General features: G+C 60.0%; 24 protein-coding genes and 3 pseudogenes. 16 read left to right on the forward strand and 11 right to left on the reverse strand.

The window, feature by feature from the left end; translation table 11 throughout:
- Positions 1–85 precede the first annotated feature (85 nt).
- Both pabB and ABIB00_RS19795 read left to right on the forward strand, forming a co-directional pair.
- Complete coding sequence (gene pabB, locus ABIB00_RS19790) at positions 86–1,480, forward strand: aminodeoxychorismate synthase component I (RefSeq protein ID WP_354105524.1); 1,395 nt, start codon at positions 86–88, stop codon at positions 1,478–1,480.
- Complete coding sequence (locus tag ABIB00_RS19795; protein WP_354105525.1) at positions 1,477–2,079, forward strand: anthranilate synthase component II; 603 nt, start codon at positions 1,477–1,479, stop codon at positions 2,077–2,079. Before pabB ends, ABIB00_RS19795 begins: the two co-directional genes overlap by 4 nt.
- Before the next feature lie 156 nt (positions 2,080–2,235).
- On the opposite strand, the gene ABIB00_RS19800 is transcribed toward ABIB00_RS19795, so the two are convergent.
- The gene (locus ABIB00_RS19800) at positions 2,236–2,583 is read right to left on the reverse strand and encodes a hypothetical protein (RefSeq protein ID WP_354105526.1); all 348 of its coding nucleotides are present in this window, start codon (positions 2,581–2,583) and stop codon (positions 2,236–2,238) included.
- A 476-nt stretch (positions 2,584–3,059) separates the two neighbouring features.
- Between ABIB00_RS19800 and ABIB00_RS19805 the strand changes: the two genes are divergently transcribed.
- On the forward strand, positions 3,060–3,638 hold the full coding sequence (locus tag ABIB00_RS19805; RefSeq protein WP_247542592.1) for a helix-turn-helix domain-containing protein: 579 nt from the start codon (positions 3,060–3,062) through the stop codon (positions 3,636–3,638).
- Positions 3,631–4,854 (forward strand): type II toxin-antitoxin system HipA family toxin, encoded by a 1,224-nt coding sequence (locus tag ABIB00_RS19810; protein WP_354105527.1) that lies wholly within the window; start codon positions 3,631–3,633, stop codon positions 4,852–4,854. The genes ABIB00_RS19805 and ABIB00_RS19810 overlap by 8 nt, the downstream gene beginning before the upstream one ends.
- Before the next feature lie 141 nt (positions 4,855–4,995).
- On the opposite strand, the gene ABIB00_RS19815 is transcribed toward ABIB00_RS19810, so the two are convergent.
- The 4 genes and pseudogenes from ABIB00_RS19815 to ABIB00_RS19830 form a co-directional block, all read right to left on the reverse strand.
- Positions 4,996–5,220 carry a hypothetical protein gene (locus tag ABIB00_RS19815; RefSeq protein ID WP_354105528.1) on the reverse strand — a complete coding sequence of 75 codons (225 nt, stop codon included), beginning with the start codon at positions 5,218–5,220 and terminating at the stop codon, positions 4,996–4,998.
- 3 nt (positions 5,221–5,223) lie between these two features.
- Positions 5,224–5,486 (reverse strand): annotated as a pseudogene (locus ABIB00_RS19820) (ATP dependent DNA ligase); the annotation flags it as partial.
- Positions 5,486–5,738, reverse strand: a pseudogene (locus ABIB00_RS19825) (IS3 family transposase); the annotation flags it as partial. The pseudogenes ABIB00_RS19825 and ABIB00_RS19820, both read right to left, overlap by 1 nt.
- Positions 5,731–6,474 carry a hypothetical protein gene (locus ABIB00_RS19830; RefSeq protein WP_247445778.1) on the reverse strand — a complete coding sequence of 248 codons (744 nt, stop codon included), beginning with the start codon at positions 6,472–6,474 and terminating at the stop codon, positions 5,731–5,733. The pseudogene ABIB00_RS19825 and the gene ABIB00_RS19830, both read right to left, overlap by 8 nt.
- Before the next feature lie 369 nt (positions 6,475–6,843).
- On the opposite strand from ABIB00_RS19830, the gene ABIB00_RS19835 reads away from it, so the two are divergent.
- Entirely contained in the window at positions 6,844–7,029 is a 186-nt protein-coding gene (locus ABIB00_RS19835) for a hypothetical protein (protein ID WP_247367787.1), read from the forward strand.
- A gap of 373 nt (positions 7,030–7,402) precedes the next feature.
- The gene (locus ABIB00_RS19840) at positions 7,403–7,861 is read left to right on the forward strand and encodes a cupin domain-containing protein (RefSeq protein ID WP_051113032.1); all 459 of its coding nucleotides are present in this window, start codon (positions 7,403–7,405) and stop codon (positions 7,859–7,861) included.
- A gap of 69 nt (positions 7,862–7,930) precedes the next feature.
- Here ABIB00_RS19840 and ABIB00_RS19845 read toward each other — a convergent pair whose 3' ends face one another.
- On the reverse strand, positions 7,931–8,197 hold the full coding sequence (locus ABIB00_RS19845) for a hypothetical protein (RefSeq protein WP_018457443.1): 267 nt from the start codon (positions 8,195–8,197) through the stop codon (positions 7,931–7,933).
- A gap of 420 nt (positions 8,198–8,617) precedes the next feature.
- Positions 8,618–8,875, reverse strand: a complete 258-nt coding sequence (locus ABIB00_RS19850; RefSeq protein ID WP_247403341.1) for a hypothetical protein — start codon at positions 8,873–8,875, stop codon at positions 8,618–8,620.
- Positions 8,876–9,682: 807 nt separating this feature from the next.
- Between ABIB00_RS19850 and ABIB00_RS19855 the strand changes: the two genes are divergently transcribed.
- The 5 genes from ABIB00_RS19855 to ABIB00_RS19875 all read left to right on the forward strand — a co-directional run bounded on the left by ABIB00_RS19855 (position 9,683) and on the right by ABIB00_RS19875 (position 12,861).
- Positions 9,683–10,396 (forward strand): hypothetical protein, encoded by a 714-nt coding sequence (locus tag ABIB00_RS19855; RefSeq protein ID WP_354105529.1) that lies wholly within the window; start codon positions 9,683–9,685, stop codon positions 10,394–10,396.
- A 164-nt stretch (positions 10,397–10,560) separates the two neighbouring features.
- Entirely contained in the window at positions 10,561–10,788 is a 228-nt protein-coding gene (locus tag ABIB00_RS19860; RefSeq protein ID WP_247282199.1) for a hypothetical protein, read from the forward strand.
- 845 nt (positions 10,789–11,633) lie between these two features.
- Positions 11,634–11,825, forward strand: a complete 192-nt coding sequence (locus ABIB00_RS19865) for a hypothetical protein (protein WP_354105530.1) — start codon at positions 11,634–11,636, stop codon at positions 11,823–11,825.
- Positions 11,826–11,862: 37 nt separating this feature from the next.
- Complete coding sequence (locus tag ABIB00_RS19870; protein WP_354105642.1) at positions 11,863–12,192, forward strand: GcrA family cell cycle regulator; 330 nt, start codon at positions 11,863–11,865, stop codon at positions 12,190–12,192.
- A 357-nt stretch (positions 12,193–12,549) separates the two neighbouring features.
- Positions 12,550–12,861, forward strand: coding sequence for a hypothetical protein (locus tag ABIB00_RS19875; RefSeq protein ID WP_247282201.1), 312 nt, complete (start codon positions 12,550–12,552; stop codon positions 12,859–12,861).
- Positions 12,862–13,409: 548 nt separating this feature from the next.
- Here the strand turns inward: ABIB00_RS19875 and ABIB00_RS19880 are convergent.
- On the reverse strand, positions 13,410–13,676 hold the full coding sequence (locus tag ABIB00_RS19880) for a DUF3551 domain-containing protein (RefSeq protein WP_083926480.1): 267 nt from the start codon (positions 13,674–13,676) through the stop codon (positions 13,410–13,412).
- A gap of 375 nt (positions 13,677–14,051) precedes the next feature.
- A complete protein-coding gene (locus ABIB00_RS19885) occupies positions 14,052–14,324 on the reverse strand; it encodes a hypothetical protein (RefSeq protein ID WP_247282202.1) in 273 nt (90 codons plus the stop codon).
- Between the two features lie 537 nt (positions 14,325–14,861).
- Between ABIB00_RS19885 and ABIB00_RS19890 the strand changes: the two genes are divergently transcribed.
- Positions 14,862–15,029 (forward strand): hypothetical protein, encoded by a 168-nt coding sequence (locus tag ABIB00_RS19890; protein ID WP_018460477.1) that lies wholly within the window; start codon positions 14,862–14,864, stop codon positions 15,027–15,029.
- 110 nt (positions 15,030–15,139) lie between these two features.
- Positions 15,140–15,358, forward strand: a complete 219-nt coding sequence (locus ABIB00_RS19895; RefSeq protein WP_354105531.1) for a hypothetical protein — start codon at positions 15,140–15,142, stop codon at positions 15,356–15,358.
- A 49-nt stretch (positions 15,359–15,407) separates the two neighbouring features.
- Here ABIB00_RS19895 and ABIB00_RS19900 read toward each other — a convergent pair whose 3' ends face one another.
- Entirely contained in the window at positions 15,408–15,974 is a 567-nt protein-coding gene (locus tag ABIB00_RS19900) for a MarR family winged helix-turn-helix transcriptional regulator (protein WP_018460476.1), read from the reverse strand.
- A 727-nt stretch (positions 15,975–16,701) separates the two neighbouring features.
- Here ABIB00_RS19900 and nadA point away from each other — a divergent pair.
- The 3 genes from nadA to nadC are packed head-to-tail and all read left to right on the forward strand — an operon-like array spanning position 16,702 to position 20,357.
- Positions 16,702–17,808, forward strand: a complete 1,107-nt coding sequence (gene nadA / locus ABIB00_RS19905) for a quinolinate synthase NadA (RefSeq protein ID WP_354105532.1) — start codon at positions 16,702–16,704, stop codon at positions 17,806–17,808.
- A gap of 54 nt (positions 17,809–17,862) precedes the next feature.
- Positions 17,863–19,467 carry an L-aspartate oxidase gene (locus tag ABIB00_RS19910; RefSeq protein WP_354105533.1) on the forward strand — a complete coding sequence of 535 codons (1,605 nt, stop codon included), beginning with the start codon at positions 17,863–17,865 and terminating at the stop codon, positions 19,465–19,467.
- An 11-nt stretch (positions 19,468–19,478) separates the two neighbouring features.
- On the forward strand, positions 19,479–20,357 hold the full coding sequence (gene nadC / locus ABIB00_RS19915; protein ID WP_354105534.1) for a carboxylating nicotinate-nucleotide diphosphorylase: 879 nt from the start codon (positions 19,479–19,481) through the stop codon (positions 20,355–20,357).
- 187 nt (positions 20,358–20,544) lie between these two features.
- Here the strand turns inward: nadC and ABIB00_RS19920 are convergent.
- Positions 20,545–20,811 (reverse strand): annotated as a pseudogene (locus tag ABIB00_RS19920) (cell wall hydrolase); the annotation flags it as partial.
- Positions 20,812–21,181: the final 370 nt, after the last annotated feature.

Genomic DNA, 21,181 nt, shown 5'->3' on the forward strand with positions numbered 1-21,181 from the left:
CTCCGACCAGCGTCGCTCTCATTGTGGTCGGGATCATAATCGAAGCGTGTCTCACAGCACGCCAGTCAGCGGTGACCCATAGGCGATGCACGTCCGTGAACTACAGTGGATTGAGCCTATCAAAGCGGTGCAATGTCTCGCGCGTCGACCGCACCTCTCGTTTCTCGATAGCGCAGCAACGCATGAGTTGCTCGGGCGTTACTCATATGTGACCTGCGATCCATTCAGCACCTACATAGTCGCGGGTGGACGGGCGAGTTGCAACGGCGAAGATATCGATGGCGATCCATGGGAAGTTCTTCGCACTCTTCTCGCCAACTATCCGCAAGAGCATCGTCCCGATCTCCCGCCATTTCAGGCAGGCGCGGCTGGCTTCTTCGCTTACGATTTGAACAGGACGCTGGAGCGATTGCCGGCGCCGGCAATTCCCGGTCAGCGTTTACCCCATTCCATTCTGCATCTTTACGACGTGGTCGTCAGCTACGACCACCGGAACAACAGATGCTGGATCGTCTCGACCGGATGGCCGGAGCAGGATCCCGCACGTCGCGGCGAGCGCGCACGTCGTCGAGCCGATGAGTTCGCAGCCCTGCTTGCCAACCCAAAGTCGCCGCGGATCGTGCTCCCCGGCAGAGCGGGTGCATGGAATTCAAACTTCAGCCGAGAAGCATACATTGCGGCGGTACAGCGCGTCATCGACTTGATTCTGGCCGGAGACCTCTTCCAAGCCAACATTGCGCAGCGCTTCACGGCCAGGCTGTCGACTATATTCGATCCGCTCACCTTCTATCGTCAACTGCGGTCATTGAACCCGGCACCCTTTGGGGCCCTCCTGCGGTACGGAAAGCTGATCATCGCATCGAGCTCGCCTGAGCGATTCCTGAAGCTCGACGGAACAAAGGTCGAAACACGACCGATCAAAGGCACGATCGCGCGTTCGGCTGATTCCAACGAAGACCAGCGCCGCGCTAACGTGCTCGTTGCGTCCGAAAAGGATCGTGCCGAGAACATTATGATCGTCGACCTCCTGCGCAACGATCTATCACGTGTTTGCACTCCACATTCAGTCGACGTTCCAGCCCTGTGCGATCTCGAGTCCTATGCCTCAGTGCATCACCTCGTCTCCATCGTTACGGGTACACTCGCGGGAGACGAAGATGCGGTTACGCTACTGCGAGCTTGCTTTCCTGGTGGCTCCATTACGGGGGCGCCCAAGGTGCGAGCGATGCAGATAATTACGGAAATCGAGCGTGTGGCGCGCGAGGTCTATTGCGGGGCGATCGGTTTCATCGGCTTCAACGGGCAGATGGACACGAACATCGCGATCCGCACTGTGACGATCGACGATGATATGGCGGTGTTTCATGCAGGCAGCGGTATAACGGCGATGTCGGACCCGGCGGCAGAATACGAGGAGACGCTTGCCAAGGCGCAGCGAATCTTTGACGCATTTCGTGCTGAAACATCCGGTGCACTTTGATTGTCATCATCGACAACTACGACTCCTTCGTCTTCAACATTGCCCGCTATTTCCAGGAGCTTGGTGAAGCAACGGAAGTCTTCCGGAACGACGTGGTCAGCGTCAGCGACCTCATTGACCTCAAGCCGTGCGCAGTGGTCATCTCCCCCGGTCCGTGCACTCCAATTGAGGCCGGAGTATCTACGGCCGTCGTCCGTGAACTTTCGGGTCGCGTTCCAATTCTCGGCATCTGCCTGGGACACCAGTGTATTGGGAGCGTATTCGGCGGACGGGTGGCGCGTGCACGTTGCCCTATGCACGGTCGGTCCTCGTATGTAACGCATGACGGCCGAGGGCTATTCCGGGAGCTACCGTCGCCACTTTGCGTTGGCCGCTACCATTCTCTTGTTGTTGAGCTCGATGAGTCATGCGCACCGAATCTTACGGTGAGAGCGCGTTCCGACGAGGGCGAGATCATGGCCCTCGCACATCGCTATCACCCGACTTTTGGTGTGCAGTTCCACCCGGAATCGATCCTTACCCAAGACGGGCACGTGGTGCTTAAAAACTTCTTGCGACTCGCAGAGACTTATCGCTCGCAGCATAAGACGACAACGTGAGGTCGTGGGTTGGAAGTGGGGCTGCTATCTCGCGAAGCCAACTATTATCCGGCGGCGGCGGCCAGGGGGAGGGCGCTCCGCAGCCCGGAAGGTTGGTGCCGCGCTGCGGAGAACAGCGCGCTGCTACGTTCGTTTCCACCGGCCGGCGGGGGGCGCTCAGCGACTCATGGGGCTGGGCTTCGTCCCAGATATCGACGAGAGTCTGCAGAGCGGCCGCGGCGCAATACAGATTGCACTTTCTTCGGCGGTCAGGGTCTCCTTCTCATGGGCCGTGAGCGCTTCCCGAATGTAGACGAGGTACAAATCGCCAATCAGAGAAGCATTCGTGGTGAAGCGGAACTGGAGCTCTTCGGCCGCGTCGTTCTTGTCGAATGTGGAAGGATCTAACTCCGAAATGTTCGCGCGTGCTCGCTCCTCCTGCTCCCGAAGCTGCCGCATCAAGGGCATGATGCGACGCGGGTACGAATGAAGGGGCGCTTCGTCGTGAAGGGTATAGGCCGTCACGAATGCATCCCATTCGAGCTTTGGTGAGAGCCGGATTCCCTTGCGGCGAAGACGCTCGATCTTGTCCTGAAAGTTGGTGATATCTCGACCCCGAAGCTCGTGGAGCCGACTGTAGGGATCCCGCTTGCCTGCCCGAAATAGCCTTCCGTGTCGGCGTACATCGTTCTACCTCCGTGTTCTGCCCGGCGCAGTTTGGCTGGGCTCGCGGACGCCAATCGGGGTTTTCGCGCGAAAATCCCCAAGTGAGTGTTCCGGTGGGATCGACGGCCGGGAACCGACATGGGGCTTCAGAGCCGGCTCACCATGGCGTTCGAGAAATGGAGCTACGTTGTCGCGCCCCTGGTTGTCCTACTTGTTGATATATTATTATTATCACGACGCCGTGAATGATAAGAATAGTTATCAAGCTTGAAACTGGAGGCATGGCTGTGATAATCATTCTTATCGAAACGATCCTTTGATTAGGATTATATATCATGTCGTATCCGAGCGAAGAGCTTGTCCGGACTGTCCAGGCGAAACGCACGCAAGAGCGCATAAGCCAGCGTGCGTTGGCGGTCCGATCGGGTCTGACCCAGGCGCACATCTCCCAGATAGAGACCGGCCGCGTCGAACCGGGCCTGTCCAGCTTCATCCAGATGGTCCGGGCACTCGACCTCGAGGTCGTACTCGTGCCCAAGAAGCTGCTTCCCGCAGTGGAGGGCATCCTGCGCTCAAACTTCAACGAATTCTCCCTTGAGGAAGGACCCTCAAACCTCTTCGTGAAGGCCGAACGCATCGTTTCCGGACAAAGGAAGCGCCACGGTAGCTCCGCTGCGCTCGACCGCATCGCCGAATACTTGCGCTTTCTGAAGCAGGTCCATCTTTCGAAAACTGACCTGAACCTTGTCCAAGACGTCGTCGATACACTGCGAGGCTATCGCGCCGAACCTATCCCCAACCCAGTGCTGGAAAATTCGGCAGGCGTGTTGCAAGGTCTACGCAACCGGATCGCGCATCCGGTAGAAGCCCCCCGCCCGGCCTACGCTCTCGATGAAGAGGATGACGATGCCTGACGTATCGGTCCTGGACGTACGCCTGCACGACAACCCGATCGCGACCCTCACGCTCATACAGGGCGACCGGTCGCTGCTCGCCTTCAACCAGAGCTACATCGACGACGCCGCACGCCCAACATTGAGCCTGTCCTTCAAGGACACGTTCGGAAATCTGCTCACCTCGTTCAAACCGTATCAGCAGGTCGTTCCGCCCTTCTTCTCCAATCTTCTGCCGGAGGGCGCGCTGCGTCGCTACCTCGCGGAACGCGCGGGCGTGAAGGAAAAGCGCGAATTCTTTCTTCTCTGGATGCTGGGCCGGGACCTCCCGGGCGCCCTGTCAGTCCATCCGGCGGAAGGAGAAGCGTTGCCTTCCCAAGTCCAGGAGGATCTCACACCGGACGAGCGGCAGAACATGCTGCGCTTCTCGCTCGCGGGCGTGCAGCTGAAGTTCTCCGCGCTCAAGAACGATCCCAAAAAAGCCGGTCTGACCATTCCCGTCGAGGGCGTCGGCGGTTCGTGGATAGTCAAGCTTCCGTCCCATCAGTACCCGGGCGTGCCCGAAAACGAATTCTCCATGATGACCCTGGCGAAGGAGATGGGCATGGAAGTGCCCGAGCTCCAACTGATCGACGTCGAGTCGATCAAGGGGCTTCCGGAAGGAATCGGCGAGCTGAAGGGACGTGCGCTCGCCGTCAAGCGGTTCGACCGCTCCGCCGACGGACCGGTCCACATGGAGGACTTCGCGCAGGTATTCGGCGTGTTTCCGGACGAGAAGTACGACAAGGCCAACTACCGTAGCATCGCGCGCGTGCTCGGCATCGAGACCGGCGAAGCCGGCGTCGCCGAGTTTGTCCGACGCCTCGTGTTCAGCACGCTGATCGGCAACGCGGACATGCATCTGAAGAATTGGTCGTTGATCTACCCCGACCGCCGCACGCCCGTCCTGTCGCCCGCCTACGATTTGCTATCTACGATACCCTACATCGCGGACGACAAGATGGCGCTGAACTACTCGCGCACGAAGAAGATGACTGAATTCTCCAAGGACGAGCTCACGCATCTGGCGGCGAAGGCGAAGATCTCGGAAAAGCTGGCCGTCGACACGGCCGCGGAAATCGTCCAGCGCTTCAAGAAGATATGGTCCGAACGCAAGGGCGATCTCCCGCTGGAAAAGAAAGTCGTCGAAGTCGTCGACGCACACGCCGCTTCGATCCCGATCTACAGCGAGCTCTGAGCCGTGGCTTACTTAGCCGGATCGAAGGGCGGCAGCGCTGACATACAACCCCACGCTGGTCATCTGTCTCTCCCGTTCAATCGGATGGGCCCAAGCCACGCCTTCAGGATCGTTTTCGGCGAGCCATGCGCTTGCGGCATCCTAGGTGGCAAAGACCTTTATCCAATCCCCATCGCCCGCGCGCTTATGACCATGCTCGTAAATCCAGACAGACTCTTGTCGTTTGAGCGCCGCCTCGTTGACCTTCTCACGGTCAAACCGATCCTCAGGGCGGAAGGTCCATGACAGCGTGGTACGATTCAGCCGGGGTCGTGCGCCGATCACCCGGAGGCTTTCCCGCCCATTCTCTCCATTGGTCGAACGCATCAGTCATCCCAAAATTTTCCTCAATTCCTTGAAGAACGGATGCCGCACTTTTCCTTCGGCGCTCTTGGTCCTGTACTCGATCTCCGCCAGCAATTGCGGTTCACCCCAAATGCCTCGATGCGCGATGCGCTTCGTGTAGGGTTGTGTCTTGCGCATCAGCGGGTTGAGTTTCTTCTGAAGCTCCTCCGCGTCGGCTGGCGAAAAGCCGTGATCAACTTTGCAGGTCCTCGCCCTTGCGGCGACTAAGGTAAGAGGCCATCCCATTCTTGTGGTTAATCAGATAGCCTCCCGCTTGAGCAAAGCATGCAGCCGCCGATAACCGAAGCGGCGATGCTCCTGGGCGATCGCCCGCATGCGCTGGCCAAGGCTGGTATCGTCAGCCCGGGTGGTCTGGTATCTCACGGTCATGCGGCAACAGCCGATGGCTTTACACGCCTGCCGTTGGTTCATCACGAATGCCTCTCGCAGATGCACGACAGGTTCCGCTCCCCCGCAGGCGTTGCGCGCCGTTTACGGAGTCGAGATCAATCCACTAGCTGTCGCCACAATCCACCGGTTGCCCCAACGCACGATCGAATCGATTCGCCCGATGCCGGGAACTGTATCGCCGCGCATTGCCATCCGAACCCCATCGGGCCCTCCGAGAACCGCCGTTCCGCCGCGAACGTCAAGAACGGTCCAACCCTCAATGGTTGCTGGTCTTGTCTCCGGGGCAGGCATGAGAGGTCCGCTGGGCGCTATCGAGCCGGTCGCCGTCATATCTGCTTCGATGGCCTGAGAAACGGTGCTCGATACGTCGACGGATTGATGAGCCCTGTCGGACCATGTGGCTGTAGGTTCGGCGGAAATGCTCGCTCCATCTGCGGAGAATTGACTTACGCCTGGCGGTGTTCGCAAAGCCAAAGTCGATACCGTCTTTCGCGGGCCTCCGGTCCTGCGGCCTGACTTCGTTTCAGCGATTCGACGCGAAGGCGTTTCTGTCTGAGTGGTTGAATTGAGCGACGCGAATGTTATAGGACCGTACCGACCAAAACCGGCAGCCCATCCCAACGCAAAACCAGCGATCACCGCGCCTGCGACCAGCCAATTGGTGCGCTTTCGATCGCCGTCTGCTTTCAATAATGCAAGAACCTCTTCTCGGCTGGCACTCGAGAAATCCCGCGCGCTCAGCGTCACACGCGCCATTGGGTCTTCGCTGGCTTCAGCGACCCTCGCCTCGATCTCTTCCAAGGTATTCGCCTGGCGCAATCGCATGATCGCATCCCTTGTCGCTCCCCGATGATCATGCTGCAAACTGAATCAATCATTAACGGCGAATGACCCGCCAGATCAATATTGATTAGAACCATTGCGCAGCGGGCGACTAGAGGTGGGGTCATGAATCGCACGGCGGCGATAAGTTCAGCTTTCTTAACAGGGGATCCAGCCCGTCCGAACGGCACCGCTTAGCCTCAGCCTGCTGTAGAGGCTGATCAGCCGCGCCCTTTATTGGTCGTTTCGCGGTGTCGGCTCTTCTGTTTGCGGCCCTGGCGTTCAGGTCATGGGATCGTGCCAATGACGAGGCGTAAAGTCGCGACGCGGTGGAAGAGCGACTTGCTTTGGTGCGGATGGCGGTAAATCAGCTTGCTCTTCTTCGCCAGGCTGGACGTACGCAACATCCGCGCGCTCACCGGCAGCTGGCATATCCAGTTTGATTGTGAATGGCAGGCGATCAGCCTTGTTACCGGCTACTATTGGCACGACCACATCGGCCGCGGGCGGCGGCCCGGATTTCTTCGTGGCTGCAGCAATAGCGCCCAGTCCAACTAGGCAAGCCACTCCAAGCACGACGATTCTAATCACGTGGCGGCTCCCGGTGCAGAGCGGCCGACGGTCATGATCAGTTGGTCCAAAATGAGGCTGCTCGCTTGGTGTGGTTAACCCACGCAGCGTTAAGCTGAAACATGGGCTCGTGGGTTGGAGCAGTAGCTGAGTAAGCTTCGAGCGAGAAAATGCAACGGGCCGAGTTCTTCGATGTTTCGTCCGAGCGTTGGCAAGCCAAGGTCAGCGGAGCTGTCACTCTTGGTGGGATCATAAATCTGCTAAGGCCTCCAATCGTTAGAATGCGGCAGCGGCAGGCTAACTTTCAGTTGACTTGCTTCACCGCTGGCACACGATGCTCGCTCACCAAATGGAGGAGATCATGCTCAGTCGCTTGCTCGCTTCGGCTTTCGTCCTGGCAGGTGTGAACACAGCCATTGCCGATGATATGAAAATGCCGATTAACTCTGGTGAGCTTAAATGGGAGGCAGCACCACCCACCTTGCCGAAGGGGGCCGACATCGCGGTACTCTCGGGCGACCCGTCCAAAGAAGGGCTGTTCGTTCTCCGCCTAAGAATGCCAAGCGGTTATAAAATTCCCGCCCATAATCATCCAACAGATGAAGGCGCTACCGTCATATCGGGCAACTTTCACATCGGAATGGGCGACAAACTCGATGAGAAGAAAGCGATCGAGCTAACAGCGGGCGGATACGCCGAAGCGCCTGCCAAAATGAACCACTATGGTTGGACAAGTAGTCCTTCCGTTGTTCAAATTCATGGCCAAGGGCCACTCGGGATAACTTACGTCAATCCCGCAGACGATCCGAGTAAGAAGTAGCGAAGCAAACGAATCGTCTCTGTGTCGCAAGGCAAAAGAAAAGCCCGGACGGTGGTCCGGGCACATTTGTTAGTCGTTGTCGTGATGAATGACGGTTTTCTCTCGGCTGCCGTCCTCATTCTCTTTCTTAATGACCGTCGTCCTGTCACTTTCCGTGTGCTCAGGCTCCCTGACGACCGTTGTGCGGTCCCGATCAACGGGGCGGTGCTCGTGAGACTCTCCGACTGTGACGCCTCCGCCGACCGGACCGGCCTGAACGCCGACACCGACTTCATCCGCGATTGCGGGTGTCGCGATTGCACTCACGATCGCCGCAGCAAACAAGTACTTGCGCATCCTATTCTCCTTCACTTCGTGAGTTGGAGAATGTCTGCGTGCGACAGTTTGTTCCAGAACAAGGGGTGTCAAGCTGCTCATTGTTCACGCAAGTTCCCGTTGCGGGTGAGGCCTTGGATTGGGCGGAACGATTGAGGTTTATCAAACCGCGGGTCTCTTCCGAGCATTGGTTGCGCCGTCTCTCGGAGTGGCTGAGTGGCATCGGATCTGAAGTTCTGGATGGGCGGGGCAGCATCGCGATGATGGCCGCCGACGCCCACTTTAGCAACGCATGGACGGATGCCAAACGGAAGCAGGCTCACGGGGCACGCGTTTCGTCGCTAAGCGGATCGCTCAAAGGGCCTCCGGGTCGGGCCGAAGCTGCTGGCCGAGGTCGAGTACCGCGCGAAGTCGGCGGAGAAAAGTCCGGCCACCCGATCTTCAAGGCTTGCGGAAAGATTTGTGACGGGGGCCTATGATCGCGGCAGGAAGCAAGCCCGACGTTAGCGCTCGTTGCGCATGTAGGACTACGCTCGCAGATCTCCCGGTGGGCGGGATCATCATATAGATCGAGGCCTGCGGATGCCCTTGCTTGGCAAACGTATCGAAGCCGGCGCGCTGCTCCCGAATGGCCAGCATGGAAAAGAACACAAACGCCGCCCCAGCGACGGCGATCAACATCCACCAGCTGCGCTTCATGTGCGCCTCCGTCGGAGCTCGCAACACCGATACCGCACTGGCGATCAGCTTGCGATGCTCGTTACGCTCAGGCCTTTCGTAGGATCAGGTTCCCCCCAGAACCGGTTGCGACACCGCAAACGCAGGCCCCTCGGCTGCCCGTGGGCGGCGGTCCTGCGGTTCATGTTTCAATTTTACTTTTTGAAACAAGCGACCAGCGCGGCCGTTTACGGTGCGTAAGAAGAAGGTGGAGGACGGCTTCTTATGCAACAAGCACCGCTGCCGGTCTGCTGGCCCTCTCCGCTGCGAGTGCCTCGGCCGCCATCGCATGTCAGGGGGCTTTTGCTGCGCGTTCATTCCCGCTAATCCCTACTCCCCGTCCCCGACCATCGTCATCAATCCTGATTATTGCAGGCCGCCGACAGCAACCGTAGTCATTCACGAGCGCTGGCGTCCGGTCGAGCGCTTCACCCGGGAGTACGTCGTTCGAGACTATGGCGGCTTCGACGATCCAGAATGGTAGCCAAGTCGCACATGGAAATGCGATGGGCCCAGCACGCAAACACTGAGGCCGGTTTAATGATGGGCGACGGAACAGCTTCCGCATTCGCGGCCGATCCGAGTTCCCGGCTTGTGCCGCTCCCTCGGGCGGGAGCAAAACCTCCCCAACGGTTGGCGAACTCGGCTGCAGCACTGGTTTTCAATTCGGACCCGAATCTCGTTTCAGACCCACAATGAATCCATGGCGCCGCCAGAGTTGGGCCGCATGGCAGCCTAAGTGGCCGCGAAGGGTGGTCCCGGTGAGGGGCGCAACACCGGGAGTTTTCGATGTCCGGTTATTTGCGAGTTTGCTTCGCCGGTTTGGTTCTTGTTGGAGGTCTTGCGGCGACACCTGCGGTCTCCGACCCTTTTGCCGACTTGTTCAATGGCGCTCCGCGCGAGCCCGCAGCAACCTCTTTGGCGCAAGCGCAATGCTTGCCGCGACCCGGCAACACGACCGCGGACGGGGCGCATTGGGTCTATCGGTTCGACGGTCACCGTAAATGCTGGTTCCTGACCGAGGGTATGGCGAAGGTGAAGAAGACAGTTCGTCATCGCGGTGCCGAAGATCGCACCGCCAGTTTGGACGAGAACGGGAGTGCGCGGCCCAGGAAGAGCGCGGTGGTTAATGCGCGCGCGGAGTTGCTGCGCTCCGCACCGGCCGAGCCCTCCCAGCCGCCTGCAGCCGAAATCAAGGTGGCTGATGCCGCTTCCGTGCTCGATATGGGCACCACCATGACCTCAGCGGTACCCACCGATCTTCACAGCCGGCCGCCTACGCCTGAGCACTCCGTGCCCGGCCAAATTGACGTTGCAGCTCCTCGCGCCCGCCGGCTCACCTCCAGCTATGCCAATGGGCGCGCACCTTGCAGAGGCGCACGACGAGGCACGCAGCTGGACGGCAACTTGGTCAGGTGTGCTGCTGATGATGCTTGGTGGCTTCTCAATCCTAAGCTCGAACCGCACGCTTCGGCACGCAGTGAGATTACGCCAGTGAGGTAGCGCAATAGTCTAGGCACGTACGCGCGCCGCTGCGCGATCGATGAATTTCAAGTATAGCCGAATTGCCACACGTACAAAGGTTCCGCCCGCCCACACTTAGTTTGCCCGCCGCCTTAGACGGACATTCGATTACGATGACGGTCCCGTTGGGATCGGATTGCGGAATGCGGTACAAAGCATTCGTGGTGGACAGCAGCCGGCAAGTGATCTGCGTGGCGAAGCTCGACTGCATTGACGAGCAGGCGGCGCGGCGTCGAGCCGAGCAAATGCATGCCGAGCACGACGTTGAGCTTTGGCAAGGCGATCGATTTGTTGCTGTGTTCCGAGGTGCAACGACGAACGACAATGAGCGCGCGATCCTGAATAGACGGCCGGTCTCGCCGCCGAGTTGACATTCGAATATTGTGAGTCATGCCGGCTTGGCAGGCTGCCGACATGTCGCAGGGCCAAAGTCGCCGAGCATGCCCATAACACACCCCGCGTCTTCGGAACCGGGGTGCAGCTCGGGAATGGGTTTCGCGCTGAAAAACATTGAAGCGGTTGAACTTCGCGCAGCTGGGTTGGTCGAGAAGTGGCTCCAGACTCAGATATTGGACGATACCAGCATGACTTGGTCTGGGCGAGCTTGAAGTCTCGCGCGAGAGCGCCGTCAGCCGCATGGCGGCAAGAGCGACTTCCTGATGTACTCGGAGGAAGCGGACACCTTCTACGAAGAAGAGGTAATGCTGGGAGCGTTGGACGAGAGTCACATTTTCCGCACCATCGAATATTGGGGTGTTGAGCGGCAGCGTCGTCCCGGGTCAGAACACAGAGCCGTAATTGTCGCAGAGTGAATCACGAGCCGTTTTTCAACGTGCTAGGGGTCCTCAATCATTCAGTGCCGATGATCGCAGTGCAGCTCGGAGCTTTTAAGCTGGACGAAAGCAACGTGGTTCTTCATGGCGTCACTGTGTTGGATGTTACCGAATAGACGCCTGAAGTAAATACTTCGGAGGAGGCTGAACGAAGGGATACGGAAGTATTGGGAGAAGAAGCGCGACTTTGCTTCATTGGCCGTCCTGGACAAGATTCCAACCGCCCTGAAGGCGGCTGGGCTCGAGGAACGCCTGTCATACAACAAGCATCACGTAGCACTTGGATAAAGGGGTAATAACTTCTGTTGGTTTCACCCTCGCAGACGCGCGTGCCGTCCGCCATGAATATGCGACTACGCGTGTTTTCGAGGAGTAGCAGCCACATGAAGCCACATACCTTCGAAGCATTTTCCACCACCGCGATCTACTGGACACCGCTTGTGCTTATGGGCACCGCAATGCCGCCAAGAGATCCCGATGAAGACGAGGAGGACGAAGACGACGAAGAGGAAGACGACGAAGAGGAAGATGACGCTGACGAACCGCCGGTCGTGCGCGAGCCGGACGACGACTAGACTAGCGTGTTCGGCAGCCAGGGGTATAATATTTGTCATGGGCTGGCATGCGAATGACATAGCGCTCCTCAATAGGCTCTGGTCCGCAGGACAGAGCGCGGCGCAGATAGCGCGTCGTCTCGGGTGCAGTCGTAACGCGGTCTGCGGCATGCTGACCCGTCTGGGCCTGAAGCGCGGCCACAAGCCGCCCACAGCAACGCCCAAGATAAGGACGTCCCCGAAGCTGAGGCCGACGTCATCGGCAGCCTGCGCTCGTCCAGTCGCACGGAAGGTGTCGCGGAACACAGCGGAGAGGCAACAGCCCAAGGAATTCAGCAAGCAGCAGCTCTACTCCATGCTGGCTGAGGCCGTCAGAAACACTGACTAGGAGCTCACCACCAACGTCGTTGCGCTCCTCGCTTCAGCTATCGTACACGAACCGACGCACGCAAGTCCGTCCGACGAACTGCGTCCATAAAGACCATAGCCTTGTTGCAGCTGCACAGATCGGCAGCTAGTTGGCTTCTTGTTTCGCCATTCCGCTCAACGCCAGGTTTCTGTTGTTCTGGAAGCTCAGGGTGCCAGATATTCGGACCTTGTGCTGAAGCAGTGCCTTCGCCGCCGCGATCTGCTCCCGAGTACGGCGGAGCATCTCTCGTGTCATTTGGCTTGCCTCGTTAACATGGCCTGTGCACTTCTATTGCGACTGTACCGAAAGACTGCCTCGATTTAGGAGCCGAGTTTAGTGGGTTGGATCGCGAATTTGCTCCGTCGGCCGGATGTCGGCCTGCGGCCTGGGAACGGCGCACAAGTAGACCTAGAACCGCTATCCGAGCACGGCGGCCGATGGCTGAAGTACAACCTGTTTCGCTTCCCGGGCGCGGTGTGGTCTGGCAAGCGCGGTTGCGTGGAGCTGGCCGAGGGCGACGTGATCGCACTGCATCTCGTGGTCGAGCGGTTGAAAGAGGCCGGGGTTCGAGTGAGGTTCTACGGGCGGCTTCGGCGCTGGGACGGCACGTCACCGGTCTGGACGTTGCTGGCACGCGGGAAGCAATGATCCGGCGACTGTCGCAGCGACACCGGCACCGCGCACGCTGCGGCCGGCCCCGCTCTTGGGCATTTTCTGCGTAATAAACAAGGCAGGTTTTAACTCGTCCTGCACTGCCCAATGCTGCTACCCTCAAACGTTTCCCAGTGTCACTTCATCTAGCTTGTTGTCGTCTACATGGGGCGCGAGGGCCCAGTCGCCTGCGGCCGCGCGCTACACCATCGGTTTCGGCGGCGAGCTTCATCGCCGGCACTGCCTCGCGCTCACGTCGTACTCGATGTCCATCGCACGCAATTATGGTCTCGGGTCGTAAACGATCACGCGTCGATGCAGAAATATGGAGCCCGGCCACGCACAGGTTTGACGCTGGTCTAAGGGTCGGGAAATCGCTCCTCTCTCATCGAGATAAGGTTACGCACTGAAGTCTTTTGGATATGTCTTGGGCAACTTGAAAACAAAGGTCTTGGCCTTGGGAAGAATATTGGTCGGTGTTGTCGAGGTCCGCAAAAGGGACAATCTCGACCAGGAATTGACAACGATCTCGTGGCGATCGCAGATCAGCGTGATTGTCCTGCCTGTCGCTGGAACGCGTAGATGGGATTCAGACCGCAATATGCGAGGGTGCCGGATGCGGTGGCCATGCATTGATCGTAGGTTGAGAACTGGCAGTTGCCAGGATATCCCCAGGTACGTCCCTGCAGGCAATAAACGTCCTGCCGAGCTGGGGGGATGTACGAACGAGCCCGCGGAGCGGCGGTCGAAGGTGATCCAAAGCAGACGAGCATGGGAAGTGCAAGCACAGCAATATAAAGAAGGTTGCGCATGATCTAGCCTCCGTGAAGTCTTGAGAGGATAGAGAGTGTAGAATTGACGCTTTGATCTTGGTCAATGGCAAAACGCTTAGTAGACGGTTTGACCGATCGGTTTCAAAGTAAGTCTAAGCGTCAGGCGCTCGGGTTTTGGAGCAGCTTTCCTGCGAGTTTTGCGGATGGAATGCATTTTTCAAGCGCGGTGGGAGTTCGTGCGTTTGAAAAACCTAGGAGAATAGGCAATCCGAGCTTGAGAACTCCGCGCACGGCAATATGCCGATTTGGGACAGCCGCAAACCCGCGCGCTTATCAAGCACAAATCGCCGCACTACTGTCACCTCAATTTGTGCCGCTGAGCGTGCAGGGAAGCTTCGGCGGGCTCAAGCTCGTCTAGGCTCTCGTGATCGGCCTGATCCGGCGCAGCTGGGAATTGGCATATTCCTCGCGCTCACGCGTGAAGTGCTCTTGGTGCGCTTTGAAGCTCTCGACCCGCTTCTTGATCTCTTCGCGTTCGCTGCCGTCATACTCTGACGCGCTGAGGTCACCCCGCTCGACGGCTTCCTTCGGCAGAGACCGGGGCAGCTGGATCTCTAGCTTCAGCGATTTGGTGAATGCCATCGTTTCAGCGACCAGTGCGTCAAGTTCGTTCTTCCAATCGTGCATTAACGCCCCCATGCGGCACTGCTGTGCTGGCCAGCTAGTTCATAATAATCTGAGCTGCGGCTATAAGCACCGAAGCCGTCGCATGTAGGCCAGTCCCAAATCGTGTTATTGCTGAAAAAGGCCGCCGACAATATTGCCGGCGGCCTTCCCGGGTTCGAAATGCCTATCGTGAAAAAATGCGGTCCAGCCCCGGTGCGAGCGATCCTACACACAAAACGTCTCTCTTCATAGTTTTGCCGTTCAGAAACCTTAACGCGCGCCGATCCGGGTTTGCTCGAAAGGGGGAGGCGTCCGGAAGAGATCACTGCCGCCTTGTTTCCAATCATGTGCAATCGGCCCGGACCTGTTTCGGCGTGGCTTGCATCAAAGCGCGTAATGGTGTTGCCTCGACGAGGTCAGCTATATCACGAGGACTGCAAGAGCCATGGTCTGGATGAATGGCGCTGTGAGCCCGGCCGTACATCGTGAACTGGACATTCGGGTTAGCGAGGGTTCTAAATGCCAGATTGTGTGATCGTTCGGGCCCATGGGAGGCAATTGGATGTCTTGCGCGAAGAGGCATCGCGCATTGCACGGGCTGCCAAAATCGACTGGTCGATTGAGCGCGCCGATGAGGGGGCACATTTTTGCTTCGAGAATGCCGAGGCGAAAAAGGCGTTCGTCACGAGCTGCAAGCGCTTTGATATGCCGCACCGAGACGCTTAGAAACCAAGTTCGCGTGCGATGAGTCAAGCCAGTCCAGAACTCTGCGCCCCACGCGTAGAGCTCGGGCCGCATACCGAATCTATCTTGATCGGGACTTCCAGAAAAGCGGCATGAGCCCAGGATCGACCATCGTATGGGCCGGGATGGCAAATCTGCTCATTGACTTTGACATGAGCCAGTTAGGTTCGCCCTTACTTGCTGCTGCAACGTCTCACGAAGCGGATGTGACCGTGTTGTCGCAAAAAGTTGTTGGACCCGAGCACCTGATAGATCGGCGCTCGTCGAACGCTGAGGCGGAATTGCAATGCGATGAGCCGATGGGCGCTTGATGATGACGGTGCCTGGACGTGCGTGGTACCCTCGCATTCAAGGCAACCATCAGCGATCCAACGAGCTTCCCTTCGTCGACTGAAGTCGTCCCCTGCCTCGGGTTGTCACCGCGCCAATATCCATGGCGGCTTTTAAACGAGCACCGTCCAGCCGTCGCCTGAGCGCTGCAAATCGGCTAGACAGTTTGGTCAATTCCTCAACGCCAAGCTCACCGAACACAAATTGATCGAGTTCCTTCTGTTGTGCAGCGACGTTCGCGAGGCGCTTACAAGCCTTGTCGGTCAGTGACATGTGGACGACCCGACCATCCCTGATACAGGGCTTGCGCCGCAGAAATCCGGCCTTCTCCAGCGCCTTGGAATTTATTGTAATGAAGGACGGGTCAACTTTCAGCAATTTTGCCACCGTGCTGACTGCAACATCCCCCTCGCTCGTTAGGTCTGTCACTGCCATCAAGATTGTCAATTGTGGTCCAGTGATGCCGAGTGCTTTGGCCCGGACTTGAAGAAAATCCTCCAGACAGATGTTGAGGGATCGGACCTCCAACGTTAATCGCCGCACCAGCAGCTGAGTGTCAGCAGAGTCGTTCCCGACTTGCGTTGCTGGCTTGGTCAAATGCGGCGCCACCGGATGCTAGGTCCTATCCTCAGAGCTCGTTCGCACTGACAAGATTTCAACAGAGGATCTCCGCTCATTGCAGCGATCCTGTGCAAGCATCACGCGCTCACCTGCGCCCACGATTTAAGAACGATTATTAGTGATTCGGATTATTGGCTTTTCGACGAGAATCTCGGGCCGCCGTTGGCGGACGCGCCTAACTGAGTTGCGAATGCTAGTAATCTCACCGAAATGCACGTTCAAAGGAAGATCTCGAATCCGTAATCTCGCGCAGCGGCGCGGCGTTTCGCCCGCTCCGATAGCGCCAATTCGAAGGTGCGTTGCCGGATCCCGGGCAACGGCTTCGAAACGGCTTCCATACTGAGCAGCTTTGGGGCGCAACCTCGCACAGGCGCGGCGGTGAAATTCATCGAAATTGATGGCCTGAACGCGGGATTCAAGCGCATTGCGCTGTTGCATCTCGTGTCGCAGTTGCCGTCCACGAGCGCGTGTTACTCGACGGGCTATGCGACTTCACACTTTGCAGCCTGATCGCCCCTTATAGGTTCAGTCGAGATCCAAAAATTCGACCGTGGAGCTCTTGGAGTAGTGTTAGTTGTCCTGGTCTAATTTACTCATTGAGCATATTTGAGCGCTGCTGAAATCGAACCCGGCCTCTCGGCCGGGTTTCTCAGGCTCCATATGTACTCAAATTGAGCTTATTTAATATGTGCTGGAGGCTTCAATGCCGATCTCTGGACTTTACGGCCCCGACGACTTTGCCAACCGGCCGCAGGGCCAAACCACCGCTGCGCCGCGTTCCGTCCCAGCGGGCTCGAGGCCCGCATTGCCGATGCCGTCGCTGGAATGGACGCCGGAGGTCGAGCGCGCCACCGCGCCGCTTTACGAGCGCGTGAAACATGTGATCCCGCCGATCGAATGGCCGCTGCTGGCGCCGACGATCAAGGCGATCAACGAGCTGAAGCGGGCGCGGGGCGCGGTGATCCTCGCCCACAATTACCAGGCGCCGGAGATCTTCCACTGCGTCGCCGACATCGGCGGCGATTCGCTCCAGCTCGCGGTCGAAGCCACCAAGGTGAAGGCCGACATCATCGTCCAGTGCGGCGTGCACTTCATGGCGGAGACATCAAAGCTGCTCAATCCGGACAAGACGGTGCTGATCCCCGATACGCGCGCCGGCTGCTCGCTCGCCGCCAGCATCACCGGCGCCGACGTTCGCCTGCTCCGCGAAAAATTTCCCGGCGTGCCTGTCGTTGCCTATGTCAACACCTCCGCGGAGGTGAAGGCCGAGGTCGATATCTGCTGCACCTCGTCGAACGCGGTTCAGGTGGTCGAAAGCCTCGGCGCACCGAGTGTGATCTTCCTGCCCGACCGCTATCTCGCCACTTACGTGGCCTCGAAGACCGACGTGAAGATCATCGCATGGAAGGGCGCCTGCGAGGTGCACGAGCGCTTCACCGGGGCCGAGCTGCGCAGCTACCGCGAGGCCGATCCCTCCGTGCAGATCATCGCCCATCCCGAATGCCCACCTGACGTGCTGGCCGAGGCCGACTTCACGGGTTCGACCGCGCACATGATCAACTGGGTGCGCGAGCGGCGGCCGCGGCGGCTGGTGATGATCACGGAATGCTCGATGGCCGACAATGTGCGGGCCGAGCTGCCTGACGTCGAAATGCTGCGCCCCTGCAATATCTGCCCGCACATGAAGCGCATCACGCTCGCCAACATTCTGGAGAGCCTGCTGATGCTTCGTGAAGAGGTCACGATCGATCCCGCGCTTGCGCAACGCGCAAGGCGCTCGGTCGAGCGGATGATTAATTTGAAGAACTAGCGACACACACACAGCGGCCGTGCCGGGACGACGGCGGAGTAAATGGAGACAGCCATGCACAACACCATCCACACCCTCACCCGCTCCGACGACGTCGTCATCGTCGGCGGCGGACTTGCCGGATTGTTCTGCGCGCTCAAGCTCGCGCCGCGGCCCGTGACATTGATCTCGGCCGCGCCGCTCGGACTGGGCGCGTCGTCCGCATGGGCGCAAGGCGGCATCGCCGCGGCGGTGGCTGAAGGCGATACGCCGGAAGCGCACGCCGCGGACACGGTTGCCGTCGGCGGCGGCATCGTCGACCAGGCGGTCGCACTGGGCATCGCGCGCGAGGCCGCGCCACGGATTCACGACCTGCTCGCCTATGGCGTGCCGTTCGACCGCGATCTCGAAGGCAGGCTCGCAGTCGGGCGCGAAGCCGCACACTCGGCGCGGCGTATCGTGCATGTGCGCGGCGACGGCGCGGGCGCCGCCATCATCGCAGCCCTGAGCGAGGCCGTGCGGCGCACACCATCGATCCGGCTGATCGAAGACTTTGTCGCCGAAGCGCTGTTGACCGAGGACGGCGCTGTCATCGGCCTTCAACTGCGCGAAGTCCGCAATTACGCCGCACGGCCGGTCCTCCTCGCTGCGCGGACGGTGGTGCTCGCCACCGGCGGCATCGGCCATCTCTATGCCGTCACCACCAATCCGCGCGAGGCCAGCGGATCCGGCCTTGCGATCGCCGCACGCGCCGGCGCGGTCATTGCAGATCCCGAATTCGTGCAATTTCACCCGACCGCCATCATGGTCGGCCGCGATCCCGCGCCGCTCGCCACGGAAGCCCTGCGCGGCGAAGGCGCGACGCTGATCAACGGCCGTGGCGAGCGTTTCATGGCGGCGCGCCATCCGCTCGCCGAGCTCGCACCGCGCGACATCGTGGCCCGCGGCGTATTCGCGGAGATCTCGGCCGGGCGCGGCGCCTTCCTCGATGCGCGGCAGGCGCTGGGCGCACGTTTTGCCGACAGGTTCCCGACCGTTCATGCAAGCTGCATCGCCGCCGGCATCGACCCCGCCACGCAGGCCATCCCGATCGCACCGGCGGCGCACTATCACATGGGCGGCATCGCGGTGGACGATCGCGGCCGCAGCTCGATCGACGGGCTCTGGGCCGGCGGCGAAGTGTCGTCCACCGGCGCGCATGGCGCGAACCGGCTTGCGTCGAATTCGCTGCTGGAGGCCGTGGTCTACGCCGCGCGCATCGCCGACGACATCGCCGGCCGCACCACTCCCTCGCCCGCCCGGCTTCCCGATGCGCTGGTGCCGCCGCGCGGCGCCGCGTCAGATGCCGCGGCCGTGAAGCGGCTGCGGACGCTGATGAGCGCACATGTCGGTGTGATCCGCGATGGTGACGGGCTTGCGGAAGCGGTTCGCAGCTTCGCCGCGTTCGAACGCGAGGCCACAAGCATCGCGGTCCGCAACATGGCAACGGCCGCCCTGCTCGTGGCGGCGTCGGCCTGGAGCCGATGCGAGAGCCGCGGCGCGCATTTCCGCTCCGACCATTCCGCGGACGTCCCCGCACTCGCGCAACGCACAATGACGACGCTCACAGCAGTGCGCGAATTCGCGGACGGTCTGACCGAACGCCCGACACCGCGAGCCGCGCAACCCATGATCGCCTGACGGAGTCTGCCATGATCACCTCAACCTCTCTGCTCTATCCCGACGCCTTTCTCTCCCCGCTCGCGATCGACGAGGCCGTGCTACGCGCGCTCGATGAGGATCTCGGCCGTGCCGGCGACATCACCTCGCTTGCGACGATCCCCGAAGCAACGAAGGCGCAAGCAATCCTGGTCGCACGGCAGTCCGGCGTGATCGCCGGCTTGCCGCTGGCGCTCGCCACCTTGCAAAAGCTTTCGCCCGACATCGAGATACGCGCGCATGTTCGTGACGCCGCGCGCGTCGCCCGCGGACAGCAGGTGCTGACGATCTCGGGGCCGGCACGCGCCATCCTCACGGCGGAGCGGACCGCGCTGAATTTCGTCGGCCGCCTGTCGGGCGTTGCAACACTCACCGCAGACTACGTTGCGCGCACCGAAGGCACCAGGATGCGGGTCTGCTGCACGCGAAAAACCACCCCTGGACTGCGCGCCTTGGAGAAATACGCGGTACGTTGTGGCGGCGGCTTCAATCACCGCTTCGGGCTCGATGACGCGATCCTGATCAAGGACAACCACATCGCGGTCGCCGGCGGCATCCGCCCGGTGCTGGAGCGCGCCCGCGCCCATGCCGGCCATCTCGTCAAGATCGAGATCGAGGTCGACACGCTGGCGCAATTGCGCGAGGTGCTCGACACCGGCCTTGCCGACGCCGTGCTGCTCGACAACATGGACATTGCGACGCTGCGCGAAGCCGTGAGGCTCAACGAGGGACGCCTCAAACTGGAGGCATCCGGCGGTGTCACCCTGGACTCGATCGCAGCCATCGCGGCCACCGGCGTAGACTACGCCTCAGCCGGCGCACTGACGCATTCGGCGCCGAATTTCGACTGTGCGCTGGATATCGAGGCCTGAGGAGGTCTTCTCCCTCTCCCCGTTCCTAGGGGGCCGCAACGAGATTTGCTCGCGCCGAGAGGACTGGGGTGAGGGGCATCTCTCCACGTATTCGACTGTCGAAAGACCTGTACCCCCTCGCCCGCATCGCAAGAGCGATCTTACGTCTCCCCGCAAGCGGGGAGAACGTAAGAAAGGTTACCTTCGCTCACCCCATCTCGGCCGAGCTCTTCGCTTCCTCGGCGAGTTCGGGGGGAGAGTGCGGCGGTCTGCGCGGGATGCCCCAGCTTGGTTCCTCGCTGCCGTCGCCCCAGGCGCAAGGACGGTGAAAGTGTGGACGGCGCTCGTGTCATCTTCTTCATCTCGGCCGCCCAGGACGGACGCACCCAGTAGGCGCGGTAGTGCGTCGACTTGCCGACCTCGGGCCGCCAGATCCGGCCACCAGCATCGCCTTCCAGAGTTTCTGGCGTGCTTCCGCCTGCTTCAGCGGTTCGAGTGGCTGAATCGTCAGCGAGCGCGCAGCGTCGCGGGCCTGGGACCGATTGGGGATTGCGAGAGCGGCGCGCGAACGGCTGAGGCGCCAGCGAAGAGGCGGTGTGCTACTGCCGGTCTCTCCAGGCGTGATGCGAAGATGTAGAGACCAGTGCCGAAGGACGCGAACCGCGCGCCCTTCGGACGGGTACGCAAACACACAAGTCGCTACGCGCACGCTACGCTTACGCCAGAAAAATCGAACCGCAGTACATCCGTGCGATTCGAGTCTTCTCGTGAGTATCTAATTTAGGTTGCTGGGGCGTTAATTCGGCGTTGCGCGTGCAGCGCTCGCAAGCGAACACAGGTGGTTC

This window comes from Bradyrhizobium sp. LB14.3 (genome assembly GCF_040547985.1).
GTDB lineage: Bacteria > Pseudomonadota > Alphaproteobacteria > Rhizobiales > Xanthobacteraceae > Bradyrhizobium.